Annotated in this window: 18 protein-coding genes; 17 read left to right on the top strand and 1 reads right to left on the bottom strand. The window is 71.9% G+C overall.

Translation table 11 applies throughout. The features are described from left to right. Positions 1 to 4: 4 nt before the first annotated feature. Positions 5 to 721: a hypothetical protein gene (locus Asi02nite_RS18145; RefSeq protein WP_239126791.1), complete on the bottom strand. Its 717-nt coding sequence runs from the start codon at positions 719 to 721 to the stop codon at positions 5 to 7. A 705-nt stretch (positions 722 to 1,426) separates the two neighbouring features. Here Asi02nite_RS18145 and Asi02nite_RS18150 point away from each other — a divergent pair. The 17 genes from Asi02nite_RS18150 (at position 1,427) to Asi02nite_RS41680 (ending at position 19,159) form a co-directional block, all read left to right on the top strand. Further along, a complete protein-coding gene (locus Asi02nite_RS18150) occupies positions 1,427 to 2,257 on the top strand; it encodes a hypothetical protein (RefSeq protein ID WP_203714469.1) in 831 nt (276 codons plus the stop codon). Between the two features lie 295 nt (positions 2,258 to 2,552). Continuing rightward, a complete protein-coding gene (locus Asi02nite_RS18155; RefSeq protein ID WP_373312279.1) occupies positions 2,553 to 2,996 on the top strand; it encodes a pilin in 444 nt (147 codons plus the stop codon). Continuing rightward, the gene (locus tag Asi02nite_RS18160) at positions 2,984 to 5,146 is read left to right on the top strand and encodes a TrbL/VirB6 family protein (protein ID WP_239126792.1); all 2,163 of its coding nucleotides are present in this window, start codon (positions 2,984 to 2,986) and stop codon (positions 5,144 to 5,146) included. Before Asi02nite_RS18155 ends, Asi02nite_RS18160 begins: the two co-directional genes overlap by 13 nt. Then, positions 5,143 to 6,072 carry a PrgI family protein gene (locus Asi02nite_RS18165; RefSeq protein WP_203714476.1) on the top strand — a complete coding sequence of 310 codons (930 nt, stop codon included), beginning with the start codon at positions 5,143 to 5,145 and terminating at the stop codon, positions 6,070 to 6,072. The genes Asi02nite_RS18160 and Asi02nite_RS18165 overlap by 4 nt, the downstream gene beginning before the upstream one ends. Continuing rightward, positions 6,069 to 7,874: a VirB4 family type IV secretion system protein gene (locus Asi02nite_RS18170; RefSeq protein ID WP_203714477.1), complete on the top strand. Its 1,806-nt coding sequence runs from the start codon at positions 6,069 to 6,071 to the stop codon at positions 7,872 to 7,874. The genes Asi02nite_RS18165 and Asi02nite_RS18170 overlap by 4 nt, the downstream gene beginning before the upstream one ends. A 147-nt stretch (positions 7,875 to 8,021) precedes the next feature. Then, positions 8,022 to 9,272: a hypothetical protein gene (locus Asi02nite_RS18175; RefSeq protein WP_203714478.1), complete on the top strand. Its 1,251-nt coding sequence runs from the start codon at positions 8,022 to 8,024 to the stop codon at positions 9,270 to 9,272. Between the two features lie 62 nt (positions 9,273 to 9,334). Next, complete coding sequence (locus Asi02nite_RS18180; RefSeq protein WP_239126793.1) at positions 9,335 to 10,864, top strand: type IV secretory system conjugative DNA transfer family protein; 1,530 nt, start codon at positions 9,335 to 9,337, stop codon at positions 10,862 to 10,864. A 65-nt stretch (positions 10,865 to 10,929) separates the two neighbouring features. Next, positions 10,930 to 11,748, top strand: a complete 819-nt coding sequence (locus tag Asi02nite_RS18185) for a replication-relaxation family protein (protein WP_203714479.1) — start codon at positions 10,930 to 10,932, stop codon at positions 11,746 to 11,748. Next, positions 11,736 to 12,788 carry a M23 family metallopeptidase gene (locus tag Asi02nite_RS18190; protein ID WP_203714480.1) on the top strand — a complete coding sequence of 351 codons (1,053 nt, stop codon included), beginning with the start codon at positions 11,736 to 11,738 and terminating at the stop codon, positions 12,786 to 12,788. Before Asi02nite_RS18185 ends, Asi02nite_RS18190 begins: the two co-directional genes overlap by 13 nt. A gap of 442 nt (positions 12,789 to 13,230) precedes the next feature. Further along, entirely contained in the window at positions 13,231 to 14,349 is a 1,119-nt protein-coding gene (locus tag Asi02nite_RS18195) for a MarR family transcriptional regulator (protein WP_203714576.1), read from the top strand. A gap of 258 nt (positions 14,350 to 14,607) precedes the next feature. Further along, a complete protein-coding gene (locus tag Asi02nite_RS41670) occupies positions 14,608 to 15,072 on the top strand; it encodes a hypothetical protein (protein WP_239126795.1) in 465 nt (154 codons plus the stop codon). Continuing rightward, a complete protein-coding gene (locus tag Asi02nite_RS41675; protein ID WP_239126796.1) occupies positions 15,069 to 15,635 on the top strand; it encodes a hypothetical protein in 567 nt (188 codons plus the stop codon). The genes Asi02nite_RS41670 and Asi02nite_RS41675 overlap by 4 nt, the downstream gene beginning before the upstream one ends. Before the next feature lie 174 nt (positions 15,636 to 15,809). Further along, complete coding sequence (locus tag Asi02nite_RS18210) at positions 15,810 to 16,796, top strand: DUF932 domain-containing protein (protein WP_203714481.1); 987 nt, start codon at positions 15,810 to 15,812, stop codon at positions 16,794 to 16,796. Between the two features lie 293 nt (positions 16,797 to 17,089). Continuing rightward, positions 17,090 to 17,611 carry a hypothetical protein gene (locus Asi02nite_RS18215; protein WP_203714483.1) on the top strand — a complete coding sequence of 174 codons (522 nt, stop codon included), beginning with the start codon at positions 17,090 to 17,092 and terminating at the stop codon, positions 17,609 to 17,611. 80 nt (positions 17,612 to 17,691) lie between these two features. Beyond that, complete coding sequence (locus tag Asi02nite_RS18220) at positions 17,692 to 18,168, top strand: hypothetical protein (RefSeq protein ID WP_203714485.1); 477 nt, start codon at positions 17,692 to 17,694, stop codon at positions 18,166 to 18,168. Continuing rightward, entirely contained in the window at positions 18,165 to 18,575 is a 411-nt protein-coding gene (locus Asi02nite_RS18225) for a hypothetical protein (protein ID WP_203714486.1), read from the top strand. The genes Asi02nite_RS18220 and Asi02nite_RS18225 overlap by 4 nt, the downstream gene beginning before the upstream one ends. Further along, positions 18,572 to 19,159 carry a hypothetical protein gene (locus Asi02nite_RS41680; protein WP_239126797.1) on the top strand — a complete coding sequence of 196 codons (588 nt, stop codon included), beginning with the start codon at positions 18,572 to 18,574 and terminating at the stop codon, positions 19,157 to 19,159. Before Asi02nite_RS18225 ends, Asi02nite_RS41680 begins: the two co-directional genes overlap by 4 nt. Positions 19,160 to 19,189: the final 30 nt, after the last annotated feature.

A 19,189-nucleotide genomic window follows, 5' to 3' on the forward strand; every position in this document is an offset into this window, starting at 1 on the left:
GTGGTCAGCCACGGTTGGCCTCCTTGCTTGGCGTCGTGGTGACGGCGAAGGCGAGCAGGTCCCGGTGGGTGACTCTGTGCCGGCCGCCGGGCAGGCTCATCGGGTGTGACAGCTCGCGACTCGGGTCGGTGCGGGGCTCCTGGTCGGGCAGTGGGGCCAGCACGATCGGCAGGTGCTGGTGGTAGAGGAACCCGGCCGCGCGGGCGGCGGTGATGACCGTGCTGCGCTCACTGATGGAGCCCGCGGCCGGCGGCCGGACGGTGAGCGCCACGAGAAGGAACCCGCCAGGGCGCAGCGTCGGCCGCCACTGCTGGAACGCGGCGACCAGGCCGTGCAGGTCGGCGCTGTCGAGTCCGGGTCGGGGCAGCGGGGCCAGCAGCAGCGCGGCACGGTGGGCGGGCGCGGGAATGCGCTGCGGGTTGCCGGCGATCTCGCCCGTGGCCCGGTCCAGGTAGCCGCAGGCGGCGGCGATAGCCGGGTGCGCGTCGAGGGCGAGCACGGTGTCGCCGGGGCGGGTGTAGCGGCCGATCAGTTGCGCGACGCCCAGCGCGGAGAGGCCCTGCCAGTCGGGCAAGTCCGGCGAGGCTATCGGCGGCAGGCTGGCGCCGCGCGGTCCGGGGAGGAACAACCCGATGGGTACCCGCTGCGCGCGGGCGTCCGGGTCGGTGTGGTGCGAGTGCGGCATCGGCGTGTGGGCCGCGTCCGCTGAAAGCGCTGACACTTAGGGATACAGATTTCGGGGCTGTTTTGGACAACGCGAGATCGGCCAGCCGTCGCGTGCCCGTCGAGACCCCGCCCCTCGGCAGCGCCTTGAACAAGATCGTTGGAGGGTTGAACACCCTGGTCAGCGCGGTCGGGCGTGCCTCGGGAGGAGACGCTGCGCGTGCTGTGGCCCCGGCGAAGCGGGGCCACTCCCTTGAACAAGATCGCTATTCCGGCGGTGGGCCTTGAACAAGGTCACTTCAGAGCTTGAACAAGATCAGCGCGGTGGTTGAACAAGATCGCATGGCGGGCCGCGCCGCCTTGAACACGGGCCGCGCGGCCTTGAACAAGCCGCAGGAGGGTTGAACACGATCTCGGCTCAAGGTGTCCCGCTCGCGGCTGGTCGGTGCCAGTAGGCGCGGGACACCACATCGATGTTCAACCTCGCCGCAGGGTGGTGCCGGCTATCGCCTCGGCGGTGGAGGCGCTCGGCTTGAACACGCACGCCGCCGGGTTGAACAGCAACGCACGACGTGAGTCTCCGGAGGGTTGACCTCGGACGCGTCGACGTGGTTGGCAGGGCGCAGCGCCGAGGTTGTTCAACCCCCCGCTTGGCCGATCTTGTTCATGGTCTGTTCAACCGAGGTGGCGGGATGGATGACGTCCCGCCGGACGGCCCCCGTCGGTCGCCGGCACTCCATCGCCCACCTTCGGGGGATTCCTCATGCCTGAGCGCATTCGCTCGACCATGCCCGCCGCCGGATCGCCGGTATCGCCGATCGTGCGTGGTGACGCGCCGCTGGACGTCGCGGAGACCACGTTCCGGCTGCTCACGGCCGGGCCGGAGCCGCTGTCCATCGACGGTGCCGAGATCGGCCACGGCCTACCGGCCCGGCGGATCCCGTTGCACGAGCTGGCCGCGATCCTGATGCACCCGTCATGCAGCTACCGCGCGAGCGACACGGTGTGGCGGCTGCTGATCGAGCGTGCCCGCACGAGCGGCCCGGCCTGGGTGGTCGGTGCCGCGGGTGTGGCTCTGCCGGGCCTGCGCGCCGCCGCTCGGCGGCTGTCCCGTGTCCACAGCGGCGATGTGCAGGCCGAGGTGCTGACCGGCTTCCTGGCTGCGTTGCGGCAGGTCAGGCCCGCCGGCCCGCGAGTCGTGCAGCGGCTGTGCAGCGCCGCCCTGGTGACCGCCCGCGCGGCGCTGCGGGCCAGCGAGCCGCGCCGCGCCGACGTGACCGGCAATGCGCCCGGCTCCGCGCCGCCGCCGGCACCGTCCGGGCACCCGGATTTCGTCCTGGCCTGCGCGGTCACAGCCGGTGTCATCACCGCCGCCGAGGCCGACTTGATCGGCGCCACTCGGCTGGAGGACACGTCGGTCGCTGAATACGCCCACCGCCACGGCAAGACCTACTGGGCGGTCTCCAAGGCCCGCGCTCGCGCCGAGGAGCGCCTCGTCGCGGCGATCCAGTCCGGGGCTTTGACCGACACCGACACAGCCGTGATCAGCGAAGCCACGACGACCCCCGGGGCGGACCAGCCACAACGCGTCTGAGCTGCTCTTTCCCGGCCAGATGTCCAAGACGGGCCCCGAATCTGTATCTCCAAGTGCGGGACTTTCTCCGCGCCGGTGACCCACCGACCTGATCCGCTGACGGCGCTGACACTCCGTACGGTCCTGGCCCCCATCGCCTTTCTGGTGAGGAGGACGGCCGCGTTGGTCGGCAGAGGTCACCTCTCGCGCATCGTCCCTGGTCCCGCCTTCGCCGAGCGACAACGCGCGCCAGCCCCCGGCAGAGCCCTGTGCAAGGGGCGGCCCGGGGGAGTGCCGCACCGGAGGTGCCCAGTCCATGAGATCCGTTTGGTCTGCCCGTCACGAGGCGGCCGATCGCCGCCGCCTCGCGACCGAGCGACACGGTCGGCCCATCGGGTCTGACCAGCGTCGATACCCGCGTCGCCCGGCCCGCGCCGGGTCCGCAGCCGTACTCGGTACCGCCGCGGTGGCGCTGGCGGTCGTCGCCACGCCGCACGCCGCCTACGCGGCCGAGCCCGCCCCGGTGATGCTGGCCGTCGATTCGATCGCAGAAGTTGTCGGCAACATCCGCATCTGGATGATGGGGATCCTCGCCGCCTGGGCGACGCTGTGCCTGACGGTGGGGTTCTTCCGCTACACCAGTGGTGAACCCGGCGAGGTCGAGAAGGGCAAGTTGGCGCTTCGCAGCGCCGCGATCGGCTACGCCGGTGCCCTGCTCGCGCCGTTGCTGCTCACCATCGTCGGCGAGTGGGTGGCGTGATGGCCGCCCGCTCACCGCGACCACGCCGGCCGTCCCGGCGCGCGGCTCCGCTGCTGCTGTTGGGTATCGCGGTCTGTGCTGGTCTGGCCCTGCTGTGGGTCGGGCCAGCGCTGGCCGACCCGAGCCCGGCTCCCGGCCCGGCGCCGACCGCGCCCGGCGCCCCGACGACCGAGCCGGGCGTGCCGGACCCGGGCTCGCGACCGCCCGCGCTGGACCCGGCGCCGTCCACGCCCGCGACCGGGACACCGGCCCCCATCCCGCAACCGACACCCAGAACCCCGAGCCCATCGGGCCTGGACGACGATCCGGCCTGGTACGACGTCGGCGGTCAGATCCGCAAGGCCGTCGTGGACCTCGTCGTGTGGGCCGCTGACCAAGCATTGCAGCCCGTGATCGAAGCCCTGGGTGAGTCGTGGCTGTCCACCCCGGACCTGACCGGCAACAACCAGGTCACGGCCATCTGGACGACGAGCCTGGTCGTCGCGAACGGGATCTTCATCCTGTTCATCGTCGCGGGCGGGTTCCTGGTCAGCTCGCGGGAGACCTTGCAAACCCGCTACGGGCTCAAGCAGGTCCTACCCCGCCTCGCCGTAGGCGTGGTGCTCGCCAATTGCAGCCTGATCCTCGCGCAGAAGGCGATCGAGGTGACCAACGCGCTCACCGTGGCCATCGCCGGCAACACGATCGACGGGCCGACCGCCGCGAGCGCGATCCGGCAGATCGTTGACGAGGCCATGCGAGGCCACGCCTTCATGCTGGCGCTGCTGGTCATCGCCGTGATCGTGATGTGCCTGGTCCTCGAGTTCACGTTCGTGCTGCGGCTCGCGGCACTGATCGTGCTCATCGGCATCGCCCCGGCCGCGTTGATCTGCCACGCCAGCCCGCTGACCGAGAGCATCGCCCACACCTGGTGGCGTGCCTTCGCCGCATGCCTCGGCATGCAGCTCGGTCAGGCGATCGTGGTCATGGCCACGGTGAAGGTCTTCCTCACCCCGACCGCACCGACCGTGCTCGGCTTGCCGACCGGCGACGGGCTGCTGTCCATCCTGGTCTGCCTCACCATGCTCTGGATCTTGATAAAGGTGCCGGGTTGGACGCGGCGGTTCGTCCTTGGTCCGCTCGGTCAGCGCGGCGGCCGGGGCATCATCGGCCAGCTCGTGCATACGTACCTGACGATCAAGACGCTGGGTGCGGCGACGGGGCTCATGCGCGGTGCCGGCGCGGCCCGAGCCGCCGGATCGGCGCGCGTGGCGGCGGGCGCACGGGCGACGACGCCCCGCTCGTCGGGTCCCCGCCGGTCCCCGCCCCACACCGGCGGAGCCCGCCTCGCCCGCTCGTCTCCGGCGCGTTCGTCCCCGGCCCGGCCGTCCCCGGTGGGACCGGCGCCGTTCAGTCATTTCCCGGCCGTGCACACGCCTCTGTCGTCCCCGTCCGGGACCAACGGCCCGCCGACGTTCAGTTCCCCGCCGACCCCGGCGGGAAGCTCCGCCCCGACAGGGAGCTCGCCCCCGTCCGCCAGCCTGCCGGCGGCACGGTTCTCCCACCCCTCGGCGGCCGAGCCGACTGCTGCGTCCCCGGCCGGCCTGGCGGCACGGGTCGCCTTCAGCGACGCCGGATCGGCCACGTCGAGTTCGGCGCCGCCGGGCCGTGCCGTGGCCGTCACGTTTTCGGCTGCGCCAACCGCGCATGGCGCTCCTCGGCGCCCACCGGCCCCGGTCGCGCCGGTGTTCTCCTCGGCACCGGGCGGTAGCTCTCGCGCCGTGACCCGCAGCGGCGCGATCCCCGCCAGCCGGCCCACAGCGGCGCGGCGGGCCAGCGCTGCCGGGCGAGCAGCCGCTGGCAAAAGGACACCGGCCAGCCCGCCGCCCGCCCGGACGGCCCCGGCCCGGGCGTCACGGGCCGCGCCAGCGGCACGCACGACCACGGCCGTCCCGTCGCCCGCGCCCGCACGACGGGCGCCGACCCCATCCCGGTCCGGCCTACCGTCCCCACCGACCGGGATGAGCGGACCGTCCCCGGCGATGCCTGCGGCACCGGCGGTCCGCCCCGCTGCTCCCGGCTCGTCCCGGTCGCCTTCGCGGATTCCGCCGTCCCCGGCACCAACCCGGGCGTCCGGGTCGCGGACGTCCGGAAGGCGGGGTGAGCGGTGAACCGCCGTACCGACGAGGCGCCGCTTCGCGCTCGGGTAGCCGCGGACATCGAGCGGCCGGACCGCCTCGCGTTCGGGCTGACGGGGCGCCAGTTATTGATCCTCGCCGTAGCCGGCCTGGCGCTGTACGCGGCGTGGAGCGCCGTGGCTACCGTGGTGCACCCGCTGGTGTTTCTCGCCGGTGCGGTCCCTGTCGCGGCTATGGCGTTCCTGCTCGCGGTCGGTCGCCGCGATGGTGCCGGCTTCGACGCCTGGATCTGGGCGGCGTTGCGGCACCGGCGCAGCCCACACCGGCTCGTGCCGGCCGAAGGTCCGGTGGCGTCGGGCCCGGCGTGGATCGCCACCACCGCCGGGCCGGGCGACCGGCTTCCGCTGCCTGCTCCGCTGCGGCTGCCCGCCAGGGGCATCACGTCGGACGGGCTGATCGACCTCGGTCCGGACGGCACTACCGGCCTGGTCGCCGCGTCGACGCTGGCGTTCGGGCTGCGCACGGCCGCCGAGCAAAATGGTCTCGTCGGCGGTTTCGCCCGTTGGCTGCACAGCCTCGACGGGCCGACCCAGATCGTCGTGCGGGCGCAGCGGGTCGACCTGACGTACCTCGCCGACCGGTACCTGGCGGCGGCGCCGGAGCTGCGGCATCCGGCGCTGGACGAGGCCGCCCGCGCGCACGCCGCGTTCCTCGACGACCTCGCGACCCAGCGCGAGCTGCTGCACCGGCAGGTCACCGTCGCCGTGCGCAGCCGGCGCGGCCCGCACCACACAGCTCACCAGGTCGCGCAGGCGGCTCGCGCCCTGGGCGCCTGCGAAGTCCCGGCCCAGGTGCTGGACGGGCAGGACACCGCGATCCGGCTCGCGGCGAGCCTCGACCCCACGGCTCCGTCTGGCCCTCTCACCCACGCCACAACTGATGAAGGTGATGTGTGGTGAGCCTGTTCTCCGCTCTGCTGCCGCTGCGGCGCAGCGAAATATCAGATGCCACATCGGACACGGTGATGGTGTTTCCCGGATCGCCGGATGCGGTCGAGGTCGGCGGCAGGAGCGCCCGGGTCGGCGACACCTACACCACGACGCTCGCCGTGGTGGGCTATCCGGCCGAGGTGGGTGCGGGGTGGGCAGAGCCGATCCTGTCCTACCCCGGTCTGGTCGACCTGTGCTTCCACATCGAGCCGATCCCGCCGGCGGTGGCCTCGCAGCGGCTGCGCAAGCAGCGCGGCCGGTTCGAGTCGAGCCGGCGCACCGACGCGGCCAGCGGCCGACTCGATGACCCCGAGCTGGACGCGGCCGCGGCGGATGCCGCCGAGATGGCGTCCCGTATCGCCCGGGGCGAATCCCGACTGTTCCGCGTCGGCACCTACCTGACCGTTCGCGCCAGCACCGAGGACGAGCTGGCGGACCGGGTTACGGAGGTCCGGTCGCTGGCCGCGAGCCTGCTGTTGGATACCGCGCCGATGACGTGGCGGCAGCTGCAGGCATGGGTCACCAGCCTCCCGCTGGCCTTCGACGCCCTGCGGATGACGCGGGTCTTCGACACCGACGCCCTCGCCGCGAGCTTTCCGTTCGCCAGCCCCGACCTGCCCGACACCGCGATCGACAGCGGCATGGGCGTGTTCTACGGGCTGAACCTGCACTCGGCAGGGGTCGTGGTGTGGGACCGGTGGGCGCAGTCCAACTACAACGCCGTCATCCTCGCGCGCTCGGGTGAGGGAAAGTCGTACCTGGCCAAGCTCGACCTGTGGCGCAACCTGTGCCTCGGCGTGGAAGCGCATGTGGTCGACCCCGAGGACGAATACCTCCAGGTGGCCGCGAAGGCCGGCGGCGTCGTCATCCGGCCCGGCGCGCCGGGCGTGCGGATCAACCCACTCGATCTGCCACCGGGCGACCCGGACGGCCTCAACGACCGGGCACGGTTCATGCACACCCTCGTGACCGTGATGGGGACCGGCGACACGGCCGTGAGCCTGCCGCTGCCCGGCGACGAGGCCCGTTCCCTCGATATAGCAGTCCTCGCCGCGTACCGGGCCAAGGGCATCACCACCGACCCGCGCACCTGGCGACGGCCGGCGCCGCTGCTCGCCGACGTAATGGCCGCGCTGGAGGCCACCGACGACGCCGGGCGGCGGGTCGCGGCCCGGCTGCATCCCTATGTGGCCGGCAGCATGCGCGGCCTCTTCGACGGGCCCAGCACGGTCACACCGCACGGACACCTCGTTGTGTGGGCACTCAAAGACCTGCCCGAGCAGCTCCATCCGGTCGGCACGCTTCTGACGTTGGACACGATCTGGCGGACCGTGCGCGGCGCTACCGCCTCCGGCGACCGCCCGGACGTGCTGCGGATGGTGCTGGTGGACGAGGCATGGAAGTTGCTGTCCGCCGGGCGGGGCGGGGTGTTCCTGGAGACCCTCGCCAAGTCGGCCCGCAAATACGGCGTCGGCCTGACCGTGGTGACCCAGGACGCCGCCGATGTCCTCGCGACCAAGACCGGCCGCGCCGTCGTCTCGAACGCCGCGACGCAGGTGCTGCTGCGGCAGGCGCCGCAAGCGATTGACGAGGTGGCCGACGCGTTCGGGCTCACCGACGGCGAGCGCGCGTTCCTACTGTCCTGCCAGCGCGGTGACGCCCTCCTGGTCGCCGGGTCCGCTCGCGTGGCCTTCCACAGCCACGCCTCCGCCGAGGAACACGAGGCGATCGTGACCGGTCCGCTCGCCGGTGCCGCCGCCCGCCGCCGCTGAGCCGGCGCCCTCTTCCCGCATACCGCTGAGCTGGAGCTCTCGATGGTTTCTGCCTTTATCCCTGCCCTCCCCAGTCCAGGTCCGTCCCCGTCCCCGGCCACTCCGCCGGATCCGTCGCCGGCTGTGTGTGTTCCCGGCAAAGACGGCATGCCCGGTTCCGTACTGGGGGAGCTGATGTGCGGCACCTGGGGCGACGACGCCACCGGCGCGGCCTGGCACCTCATCCTCGACCGGTGGCCGCTGCTGCTCGTCATACTCGCGGCGCTGATCGCCGCACGGGTCGGGTGGGTGGCGTGGCGGCGGCGGATGTGGCGGGCGCACGCCGCCGGTGCCCGCTGGCTCCAGGTCACCCCGCCGGTCACCGCCACCCCGGCCGCGACGATCGGCCTGTGGCGGCTGCTGGCCACCGCACTGCCCGCGCCACGTCGGGGCGCGCTGCGCCCGGCCCGCCTGGTGTGGGAGGTCGCAGCCGACCCGGACGGGATGCGGTGCGGGCTGTGGCTGCCACCAGGCGTCAACCCGACCGCCGTCGTGCGGCTGCTGCAACGCGGCTGGCCCGGTGTCCGCGCCGAACAGACCGCGCCGCCCGCCGCACCCACCGGCGCGGTCGCCGCGCTCGCCGTCTGGCCGACGCAGCCCGAATGGCTGCCCTTGGTCGAGGACGCCCCGCCGACGCGGCGAGGTATCGACACGGCACCGGAAGACGACCGGCTCCGCGCCGTCTACGACGGCCTCGCCTCGGCGGGCCGCACCGGCGGCGGCCTGCTGCAAGTCCACCTCAGCCGGGCACCGGCCCACCGGCTGCGGGCCTTGCGCCGCGCGATGACCAACCCGCAGCGTGCCCGCCGACCACGAGGCACCGCCCGAGTCCCCATCCTGCTCGCTGACGGGCTGCGGGCGCTGATCCTCGGCGTGCTCGGCGCCGTCACGCCCGGCTCCTCGACCGCCACGCGGCGCACCCTGCCGACCGACCCCTACCTGACTGAGCTGGCCCGCCGGGCGCGGGCGAAGTTCGCCGATGCCCCGCACCTGCTCATCGCCGTCCACGCCACCGCGACCGGCCCCACCCCGGCCGCCGCGCGTTCGGCAGCCGCCGACATCACCTCGGGGTTCGGGCTGCTCTCGCCGCACTTCACCCGCCGCCGGCTGCGTCGAGGTGCCACTGCGGCGGCGGACCGTTGGGTGCCCGAGGCCCGGATGAGCCTGGTCTCGGTCACCGAAGCCGCCGCCCTGGCCGGGCTGCCGGCCGAGCCGGCCGCGTTCGGGCTGCCCGCCGCCGCGTCCCGCCGCCGCGCCGCCACCCGCGACGTCTTCCGCACCCGCGCTGCCGCCCGCGACACCGGACCGGCGAGGGCGGCGGACACCGGTGACGGGCCGGCCGTGTGGAGCGCGCCGTGACCACCATGGACACGAACTCCGATGCGCCCGCCGTCCGCCTAAACGGTCCCAGGCTGAACCTGGTGCCGCTCGACCAGCGGCACGGGCTGGGCGGCAAGGTCGTCGGCGTCGCTAACGCCGGCCCGAGTATGCGGGTGGGAATCTCCCTGCCCGACTGCCGCTACCACGTGCACTGCCTCGGCCCGACCGGCACCGGCAAGACGACGCTGCTGATGCGGATGATCCTCGACGATGTCGAGGCCGGGCGGGGCGTGGCCGCGTTCGACCCCGCCAAAGGGGACCTCGTCCGAGACCTGCTCGCCCGGCTGCCCACCTCGTGCGGTGACCGGCTGGTCCTCATCGACCCCGATGAGCGGTCCGCGCCCCCGGCGATCAACCTGCTCGACCCGGCTGTGGGCGGCACCCCGCACGACGTGGCGGCCAACCTCACAGCGGTGATGGCCAAGGTGTGGTCGCGGTGGTGGGGACACCGCACCGCCGACATCTGCTACCACGGGCTGCTCACCCTCGCCCACCTGCCGGGCGCCACCCTGGCCCAACTGCCCCGGCTGCTGTCCGACTCAGCCTGGCGGGCCGGGTGGGTCAACGCCGTAACGAGGTCCTTGAACGCGTGGGAGGGCAATACCCTGGGCGAGTTCTGGGACGGGTTCAACGAGTTGCCCACCGCGGCCCGCTCGAGCCTGGTCGCCCCGCTGCTGTCCCGACTGCGGCTGGTCCTCGCGCACCCACTCGCGATGTCGCTGTTCGGGGTGCCGCAGACCACGTTCTCGTTCGCGGACATCCTCGACGGCGGCGTGCTGCTGTGCCGGCTACCCAAAGGCGTCATCGGTGAGGACGGCACCCGCCTGGTCGGGTCGCTGCTGCTGGCCGGACTGTGGCAAGCGACCACCGCGCGTGCCCGCATCGCCGAGCACGACCGACCGGACGCCACCATCCTGCTGGACGAGTGCCACAACTTCCTGCACCTGCCGATCGGCATCGATGACGCCCTCGCGGAGTCCCGCGGCCTGCACGTCTCCTGGCTGCTCGCCCATCAGTACCTCGGGCAGCTCTCCGGGGAGATGGTCGAGGCCATCGACGCGAACGCGCGCAACAAAATCTTCTTCGCCCTGGCGCCACGTGACGCGATCGACCAGGCGCGGCACCTGCGGCCCTACCTCGATGACGGGGACCTGATCCGCCTCGGCGGCTACGAGGTCGTTCTCCGCCCGGTGGCGAACGGGCGGGTCGTGCCTCCGGTCACCGTGGACACCGAGCCTGCGCCGCGGGCTGTGCGGGGCCGAGCCGAGGAACTGCGCCGCGCGGCCCGGGAGCACACCGGACTCGCGATGCCGCAACGCCGGCGACTACTCGGCGAAACCGTCACCGCCCCCGCCAGCACCGAATCATCGTCACCACTCGACCAGTCGGTGCCGGCTTTGGTGGGCCGCAACACCTTCGCCGTAGAGGGCGAGTGGTCTAACGAGACCTCTTACGAGCGATCAAACGAGGGTTCTAACGAGTCCGAACACTCGGGTGAGCACGCCCCTTTGAACACGACATATCCGCACGTCGACAGCGGTGAGGAGGACTGGTGGACCGGAACCGACTGATAAGAGATATCCCTCCTACCCATACATCTGCCGGTGGCAACAGCCTGCGCCTGACGGCGTCCGTCGTGGCTGGCGAGCTCGCCCGGCTCACCCCACGAGACCGGCTCATCCTGGACCTGCTCGACCAGCACCGAACGCTCACCACGGCTCAGCTCGTCGACCTGGTCTTCGGCTCGGTCGGCCGTGCCCGCAACCGGCTCAACACCCTCCACGACCGAGGCGTCCTTGACCGGTTCCGGCACTACCAGCGGCCCGGTTCGCAGGGCTGGCGGTGGACCCTCGGGCCGGTCGGCGCGGCTCTGCTGGCGGCCGGACGCGGCGATGCGCTGCCCCGTCCGGCCGCTGTGCGCGACGCTGCGGCCCGGCTGGCGATGTCCCCGACGCTGGCGCACCTCGTCGCGGTGAACGGGTTTTTCGTCGCGCTGTCCGCGTACGCGCGTGCCAATCCCGCCGTGCGGTTGGCGCGATGGTGGAATGAGGCGCGCTGCCGGGAGGCGTGCGGCGGCCTCGTCCGCCCGGACGGTCACGGGGTGTGGGCCGACGACGCGCGGGCCGGCGGCCGGGTGGTGCCGTTCTGGCTTGAGGTCGATCTCGGCACGGAGACGCTCGGCCGGGTCGCGGGCAAGCTGACCGGCTACGCCGCGCTCCCGCCGCGTCGCGCGTACCCAGTGCTGTTCTGGCTGCCCACCGCCGCCCGGGAATCGCATCTCCACACGCTCCTCACCTGCGATGGGGTGCCGGACGGCGTGCGGGCGGCGACGGCCGCTGTCGACTCCGGCGGCCCGACGGGGGCGGTGTGGCGCATGGTCGGGGACCGCGACCGGGTGACGCTGGCCGAGCTACCCGCGTCCGCCGGGGACGGTGGCACCTCGTGGGACGGCTAGCCGAATGGGTCGCGATCGGTGTTGCCGTCGCGCTGTTGCTGCTCACCGCCGCAACGGCCGGAGTCGTCTCGTCGGTGTTCGGAGGCGGAAGCGGCGGGACCACGTGCCCCGGCGTGGTCACCGCCCCCGGCGCGACCCCCGGCGGGCTGTCGCCTGACCAGGCCCGCAACGCAGCGGTGATCGTGACCGTGGGTGAGCGGATGCGGGTACCGGTGCGCGGGTGGGTGATCGCGGTCGCGACCGCGCTCCAGGAGTCCTCGTTGATCAATCACGGCAACCTCGGCCCGGCCAACGATCATGACTCGTTGGGGCTGTTTCAACAGCGGCCGTCGCAAGGATGGGGAACCCCGGCACAGATCATGAACCCCGAGTACGCCGCGGGGAAGTTCTACGAGGCGTTGTTGCGGGTGCCCGGGTGGGAACGGCTACCGCTCACCGACGCGGCACAGCGCGTGCAACGCTCCGCGTTCCCCGACGCGTACGCCAAACACGAGGCGCGGGCAACGCAGATCGTCGCCGCGTACACCGGCGGCACGCTGCCGGTGTGTGACGGCGCGCAGATCAGCGCCTCCGGGTGGACTCGCCCAGTCGCGGGGACGGCCGGTTCCGGATTCCGTACGCCCGACCGGCCCGGTCACGACGGTGTCGACATCATGGCCGCACGGGGAACGGTCATCCGGGCCGCGTCCGGCGGTGTCGTGGTGCGCGTGCGGTGCAACATCGCCGGGGACTCATGGGACCCCACAGGCGCGCCGATGCCGTGCGACCGTGACGGCTACCCCGGCCTCGGCGGATGCGGGTGGTACGTGGACATCCGGCACGCCGGCGACGTCACGTCGCGGTACTGCCACATGGTCAGACAGCCGTCCGTCTGGGTGGGACAGACCGTGATCGCCGGGCAGCCGATCGGCAATGTGGGCACCTCCGGAAACTCCTCCGGTCCCCATTTGCATTACGAGATCCACGAAGGCTATCCGGCCACCGAGGATAATGCAGTGAACCCTGTTCCGTTCATGCAGAAAAAGGGCGTGCGCCTGTGAAAGTCGTGAAGTGATATTCCACACTCCACGAATAGGCCATCCGCCAGCTCGAGGACGCTGCGCGCCCGGCATGCCGGGCGCGCAGGCGCATTCGCTCCCTAGAGAGACCAAGAGATCCGGCAGCGAAAGCGCGGCCTGTGCGCCCTTCTGCCTGGCCACCCTAAGCGGCAATAGGGAGGCGCGGCGGACGTGTCACAGCGGCCAAATAGGGGCCGTCAAATGGCGCTTTGCATTCCGGTGGCGGTTCCCGAATCGAGATTGACGGCCGGGTGCGGCCCGCCGAATAAAGAGTCTTGGGCGACGGGGTTGACAACCATTGGTGCATCGAGCGTCCATAGACGTGGGCAACAAAAACCGCCCCGCGAAACCGCCAAACAACAGCGCATCACGCGCACGCGGAATCGCGAATGCCGACCCCTATGTGTACGGAGGTTTATCCACCATGTCCACGAACACCACCGCCGCGCCGACCGCAGCCGAAACCGTCGCCGCGATCCTGGCCAACCACCCGGACGGGATCACCGTGCGTGACCTCGCCACCGAGGCCGGGGTGGGCCAGTCGACCGCCGCTAAGGCCGTCGCCGCGATGGAAGCGGCCGGCACCGCCGCCCGCACCCCCGGCCCCGCCAACGGCAACCGCAAGAGTCCCGACCTTTGGCACCCGGCCACCATCGAGCCGACCGACGAGTCGACGCCCGCCGACGCGTCGGACACCGCCGACGAGGCGCCCAGTGACACGGACACCACCGGCCCGACCGACGAGGCGACCCACGCCGCCGACGCGCCGGACACCGCCGACGCGACGCTTGACGAGGCGCCCCGCGATGGCGCCGGGGACGGGGAGGCCGAGGCGGCGTTGCCCGTAGTGCCGGTGTCCGGTGCGCCGGTTGCGCCGCGCCAGCCGGACCTGAAGGTGTTGATCATGGCGGGTGTCCTGGGTGGACACCCGGACGGCATCACTGCCGACGCGGCGATCGGTGAGAGTGGTCTGTCGGTCGCGATGGGCGATGTCATCCTCGCGGCGATGGAGGTTGCCGGTGCTGCCCGTCGCCTGCCGACCGACGAGGACGGTACGGAGTTGTGGGTGATCGGGGATGGTGACCTCGCCACGGTGGACCCCGCGAACGCCCCCACGCACACGACGTGCCCGACGTGCGGGCACACCCGCAAGGTCCGCCGCCCTTCCGCGCGGCGCGCTTCCGGGGCGGGCCGCACCGGCGGTGAGATCAACGGCGACGGGTCGGTGAAGCTCGGCAAGAACGAGTTGCGACACCGGGTCGAGGCGTTCATGCGCGACCTCGGCGCGCGTCACGAACTGACCCCCGGCATGGTCGGTCGGGAGTTGGGCGGCCGGAGCCCTGGCGCGGTCCGCAACGCCATGGAGAAGCTGACGATCGCCGGTGTGCTGATGCTGACCCGCGAGGCACCCGAAACGTACGCCCTGGTTGATAACCCGCCCGCCCCGACGGCCGAGGTGCGCGCGTTCATGACCCCGGCGGTCGTCGCCACCGCCCCCGCCGACGAAGCGACCGACACCGACACCGTGCCGGTTGCGGCCTGACATCGCCACCCACCGGGGCCGGGCACAGGCCCGGCCCCGTAGCCCTTGCGCCCGCAACCCGCACGGAAGGACGACACGATGACCACCCCTCACGACCACACCGCCCGCCCCGCAGACGGCCCGACGTTCGCCACGGGGTCGCTGCGCTGCCCCGAATGCGGGGAACCGGCCCGACCGGTGCCGCCGCGCGAATGGCCCCTCGCCGCGTTCGTCCCACGCCCGGCCGCGTCGCACCTCGACGGCACCCCGTTGTGTCCGGTGCCCGGCCCGGACGGGTCGCAACCGGCCGAGCCGGTCGGTACACCGGCGCGACTGACCTTGTGGCAGGCCGTCCGGCAGAGTTGGCTCATTCATCCTGATTGGACGGTCGCTGACCACCTTGCATGGCTCGATGACGAGGCGTACGACACCGGCACGCTGTCCCGCGATCCGGCCGAGGTCGTTGGCCGTTGGCTGGCCGAACACTCTTGTACCGCCACGCTGTCGGCACCGGTCGATGACGCCCGCGTGTACGTGGTCGCCGGAGGCGACATGGTGGCCGTGTTCGACCACCCCGACAGCGCCGGCATCCAACACGCTGTGATGGAGGCGGCCGGACTCGACGCCAGCGTCTACACGCTGAGCGCGACGCAATGGGAAACCGTGGTGCCGCTGGCGCGCACCGGCAACCCTCGCCTCGTCATCAGCGACACCCGGACCGCGCCCCACCGCGAACCGTCGTGACGCGCCCGCCGACGCCACCCGTGGGGGCGGCGGCTATCCCGCCGTCGCTGGCCGCGCGTCCCCACGACGACCGGCGCGGCTTGCCCATCCCGCCGGTCAACGTCCACCCCGACCCGTCCGGCGGCGGGTCGCACGTGGACTTCACCACGATCAACACCACCGTTGCGACCCGCCTCGCGGCCGAGCGTCGGTGCTCGTTGTGCGACGAGCCGATGGGCTATTGGGTCGCGTTCCTCGGTGGTCCGAGGGCCGCCGCGCTGATGCGATACGCAGACCCGCCCGGCCATCCCGAGTGCATGACCGCCGCACTGTCGCTGTGTCCCTATGTCGCGATCGGTCGGCACCGCCGCGCCCGCGCTGACCGGCCCGGCGCGGGCATCATCCCGCCCGGATCGCACGGCGACAAACCCGACCGGTGGCTGTTGGGCATCACCCGCGCCTACCGGACGCGGTTCATCGCTGAACACGGGTTCACCACGTACCTACCGGCCCCGTTCAGAACCGTCCACACCTACGTGTACGGCACGGACGGGCGCCTACAGCCGTCCACCGACAGCCGGTAGGGCCACGCCGCGCGGGGCGGCGTCAGATTGGCCGCGGAAACCTCGATCGACTCCAGTCGAACGCCTTGATCGACCTATCGAGGTAGGCAACATTATTTGTGACGGCGCGGCCGGGGCTTGCGACCCCCGGCCCGCCGCCCGCCAGAACCCACACAACCAGAAAGGGGTGCCCCCGTGGCACACGAACTCGAAACCCTCGCCAACGGACAGACGGCGTTCGCCTCCGCGCGGCTGTCCGCCTGGCACCAGCTCGGCACCGTCACCGACTCGTGCATGACCGCACAGGAGGTCATGAGCGAGGCGTGGCTCGGTGGCTGGGAAGTCCGCAAGATCGCCATTCAGGGCATCGAGATCACCGAACGCGGCGTGACGAAGGTCGACTGCCCCGACAAGTACATGACGGTACGGACCAATCCGGTCACCGGCGCCACCGAGTACCTCGGTGTAGTCGGCGACGACTATCAGGTTGTCCAGAACGAGCAGGTCGCCGAAACCCTCAACCTGCTCGTCGACGAATCCGGCGCACACTTCGAGACCGCGGGCTCCATGCGCAAAGGCCGCTCCGTGTTCGTGACCATGAAGCTGCCCAAAGCGATGTGGATCGCCGGCACCGACGCCATCGACCTCTATCTAGCCGCGACCACCTCGCACGACGGCACCGCCTCCCTGCGGCTGGACGCAACCCCGGTCCGGATCGTCTGCGCGAACACCCAACGGATGGCCTACCAGCAGTCCCGCGCCTCCTACACGTTCCGGCACACCTCGAACGTCACCAACAAGATCGCCGAGGCCCGGCAGGCCCTCGGCCTGATGTGGCGCGTGTTCAACGACTTCCAGACCGAAGCCGAAAAGATGATCAATGAGTCGCTGACGATGGGCGAGTTCGAGAAGATTGTCGCGCAGGTCTGGCCGGTGGCCGACGACGCCTCCGACACCGCGAAGAACAACGCCAAGCAGCGCACCAACACGTTGCGGTACCTCATCCGCGACGCCGACACGCAGAAGGCGATCAAGGGCACTCGGTGGGCCGGCTACCAGGCCATCATCGAGTACGTCGACCACTTCGCCCCCGCGAAGACCGACCTCGTGCGGGCCACGCGGGCGCTGTCGGGCACCGGCGCCGACCTGAAGGCCCGCGCGTTCGAGCTGCTGGCCGTGTGATGAGCGACCGGTACCGGGGCCGGCACCGCCGCACGCGGCGACCGGCCCCGCCACCGGCGGGCGCGACCATGACGGCCGCACGGCCCACCGACGACCGGCGCACCGCATCAGGCACGCCGGGCACGCGTCCGCCGCAGCAACGCGGCCCTCGCCGCCCACCCGGCCCGGCACCGGCCCGGCTCAATGCGGCGGCAGGCCCCGCCCGGGGTGTGGTCGCCGAGACCATGCCAGCGCCCCCACCGGGCGCGACTCGACTCGACACGACGCGATCCGACTCGACCGCGGAGCCCCTCATGCCCGAGATTCCCATGACCGCGACCGAACTGGTAGCGGCCATCAACGAGCTGTGCAGCGAGTACGCCCGCGCCAGCGTGGCCCGAGCCTTGTCCCAGCACGCCGGCGATGCGGAGGAACACGCGCACCACCTTCGCCACGCCGAGCACTGGCTTGGCAAGGCCAACACCCGGTGGACGGAGGTCGTTGCCTCCGTGGAGGCCACCGTGGTGGACACGGTCGACATCGAGGCGTTCCGTCCGGTCCGGCCGCTGCCCAACGGGCAGGTCGAGATCCATGCCTGCGACCACAACGCACGCCCGCTCGTCATGCGGTTCACCGGCGCCGAGGCGTTCGCGGTCGGTGCGCACCTCACCGCGTACGCCGCGATCGGCCTCGACCGCGCCGGGCAACGGGTCGAGTCCGGCCTGCCGCATCTGCCCGCGACCACCCCGACGCTCCACCCCGCTTCGGCTTCGACCGATTCGACGAATCCGACGAGCCGAGCCGACCCGCCGCCGCACACACCCCACACGCCGTGAACCGGTGCCGGTCCGTGCGGCCTTTCACTCCGCACGGACCGGCACCCGGATCCCTCGTCCGAAGCAACGGAGGAGATCTCGTGAACCCTGAACCAGCGGACGCTCTGCTCGACCACGCGAGCCGGTCCGCGGTCGCCGCCGCGAACGCCGAGCGGCTCGGCGTCCTCGCCGATCACATGCTCACCGACCTTGTCGGGTACGACACCGAGGCGGCCAAGGCGCCCGAGCAGACAAACCAACGGCGGGAAGGGCTACGCGCCGCGCTGCGCGACGCCCTACCGGCCACCGTGCAACCGATGCCCGACGACGAACTCCCGGTGTGCACCCACGTCCGGGGACAAGTCGAGGTCCGCGCCACCTTCGACCACGGCCGCCGAGGCATCCTCGTCTGCTACACCCCCGCGCAGGCCCTCGCCGGTGGAGCCGCGCTCATCGCCTGCGCCGCCATCACCGACGACAAGGCTGGCGGCGCCATCGCCGCCATCCTCCTCGCCTTACCCCCGAACCCGGCAGCGAACGTTGCGCCCGCCGACGAGACCAGAGGCGGACAACCATGAACCACGCCGATCGAGGACGCGAACCGGTTGTCGCCGTGTGCGCGGCGAGCTACTTCGCCGACCTCGTGCCCGCGCACGCCTTCGTGTTCCGGCTTCCCGCCAGCGACAGCCGCTTCACGGTCTACGCCCAAGCTGGCGACCGCTACCTCACCAACGCTGAGTACACCCTGCTCCTCGTGCCCGGCGAGACGGTGCCGCTGCTGCTTGCTGTGGAGGATGTCGCGTTCCTGCGTCACTGCCTGCGCAAGGCCGCCGACCGGTGGCGCGAGGTGGAGCCCACCCCGGCTGGCTACCGGGCCGCGCGGCAGAGATTCGCCGACGAACTGGACCGCGTCGAACACCTCGTTCGCCTACTTGACAGCCACCTCGACGGCGCCTCCGGACATCGGGACGGAGACACGTCATGATCCCGCCCGAGCAGGCGTTCTGTCGGCGCTGCCGCCGTGCCCTGAACACCCACACCAGCTCGTTCGGGCTCACGTACACCCACGCGATCGAGGCGCGGGGCAGCACCGTGGACCACCGGCCCGACCCGGTGGCAGTCACCGAACTCAACGACCCTCTGATCGAGTGTGACTTCTGCTCGGCGCCCGGTGCCGCGTGGAGCTACCGGTGCGCCGACCAACGCACGACCACCCGCACGGTCACCGCCCGGATCGTCGGCTCCAACGACTACCGCGACCAGCACCACGCGGCCCGGACTCGGCGAGTGGAAACCGGTGACGGGCTCACCCAGGCGTGGGGCGAACGCTGGTCCGCGTGCCCCGAGTGCGCGGAGCTTATCGAGGCACGCGACCTGCTCGGATTGATCTCCAGGGTCGTCGAGGTGCTGCCGGCGAAACTCACGCGCGGCAAACGTCTCGTGCAAGTCCGCGGCCAGCTCCACGGCACCTACTCGACCGTCTTCGACACCCTTGCCCCCGGCCGCGGCCGGATCGAGCCTGGCCACCCCCTTGGCGTGTGGCCGGAACCTCCAGCAAGCACGGCTTAGCCACCTCCACACCACGTGAACGGAGTACCC

The sequence above is a fragment of the Asanoa siamensis genome (assembly GCF_016862555.1).
In the GTDB taxonomy this organism is placed as follows: domain Bacteria; phylum Actinomycetota; class Actinomycetes; order Mycobacteriales; family Micromonosporaceae; genus Asanoa; species Asanoa siamensis.

Excerpts from the sequence above, each read along its gene's own strand:
- Asi02nite_RS18150 (WP_203714469.1), top strand. The coding sequence starts at position 1,427 with ATGCCTGAGCGCATTCGCTCGACCATGCCCGCCGCCGGATCGCCGGTA.
- Asi02nite_RS18155 (WP_373312279.1), top strand. The coding sequence starts at position 2,553 with ATGAGATCCGTTTGGTCTGCCCGTCACGAGGCGGCCGATCGCCGCCGC.
- Asi02nite_RS18175 (WP_203714478.1), top strand. The coding sequence starts at position 8,022 with ATGCCCGGTTCCGTACTGGGGGAGCTGATGTGCGGCACCTGGGGCGAC.
- Asi02nite_RS18195 (WP_203714576.1), top strand. The coding sequence starts at position 13,231 with ATGTCCACGAACACCACCGCCGCGCCGACCGCAGCCGAAACCGTCGCC.
- Asi02nite_RS18215 (WP_203714483.1), top strand. The coding sequence starts at position 17,090 with ATGCCCGAGATTCCCATGACCGCGACCGAACTGGTAGCGGCCATCAAC.
- Asi02nite_RS18225 (WP_203714486.1), top strand. The coding sequence starts at position 18,165 with ATGAACCACGCCGATCGAGGACGCGAACCGGTTGTCGCCGTGTGCGCG.
- Asi02nite_RS41680 (WP_239126797.1), top strand. The coding sequence starts at position 18,572 with ATGATCCCGCCCGAGCAGGCGTTCTGTCGGCGCTGCCGCCGTGCCCTG.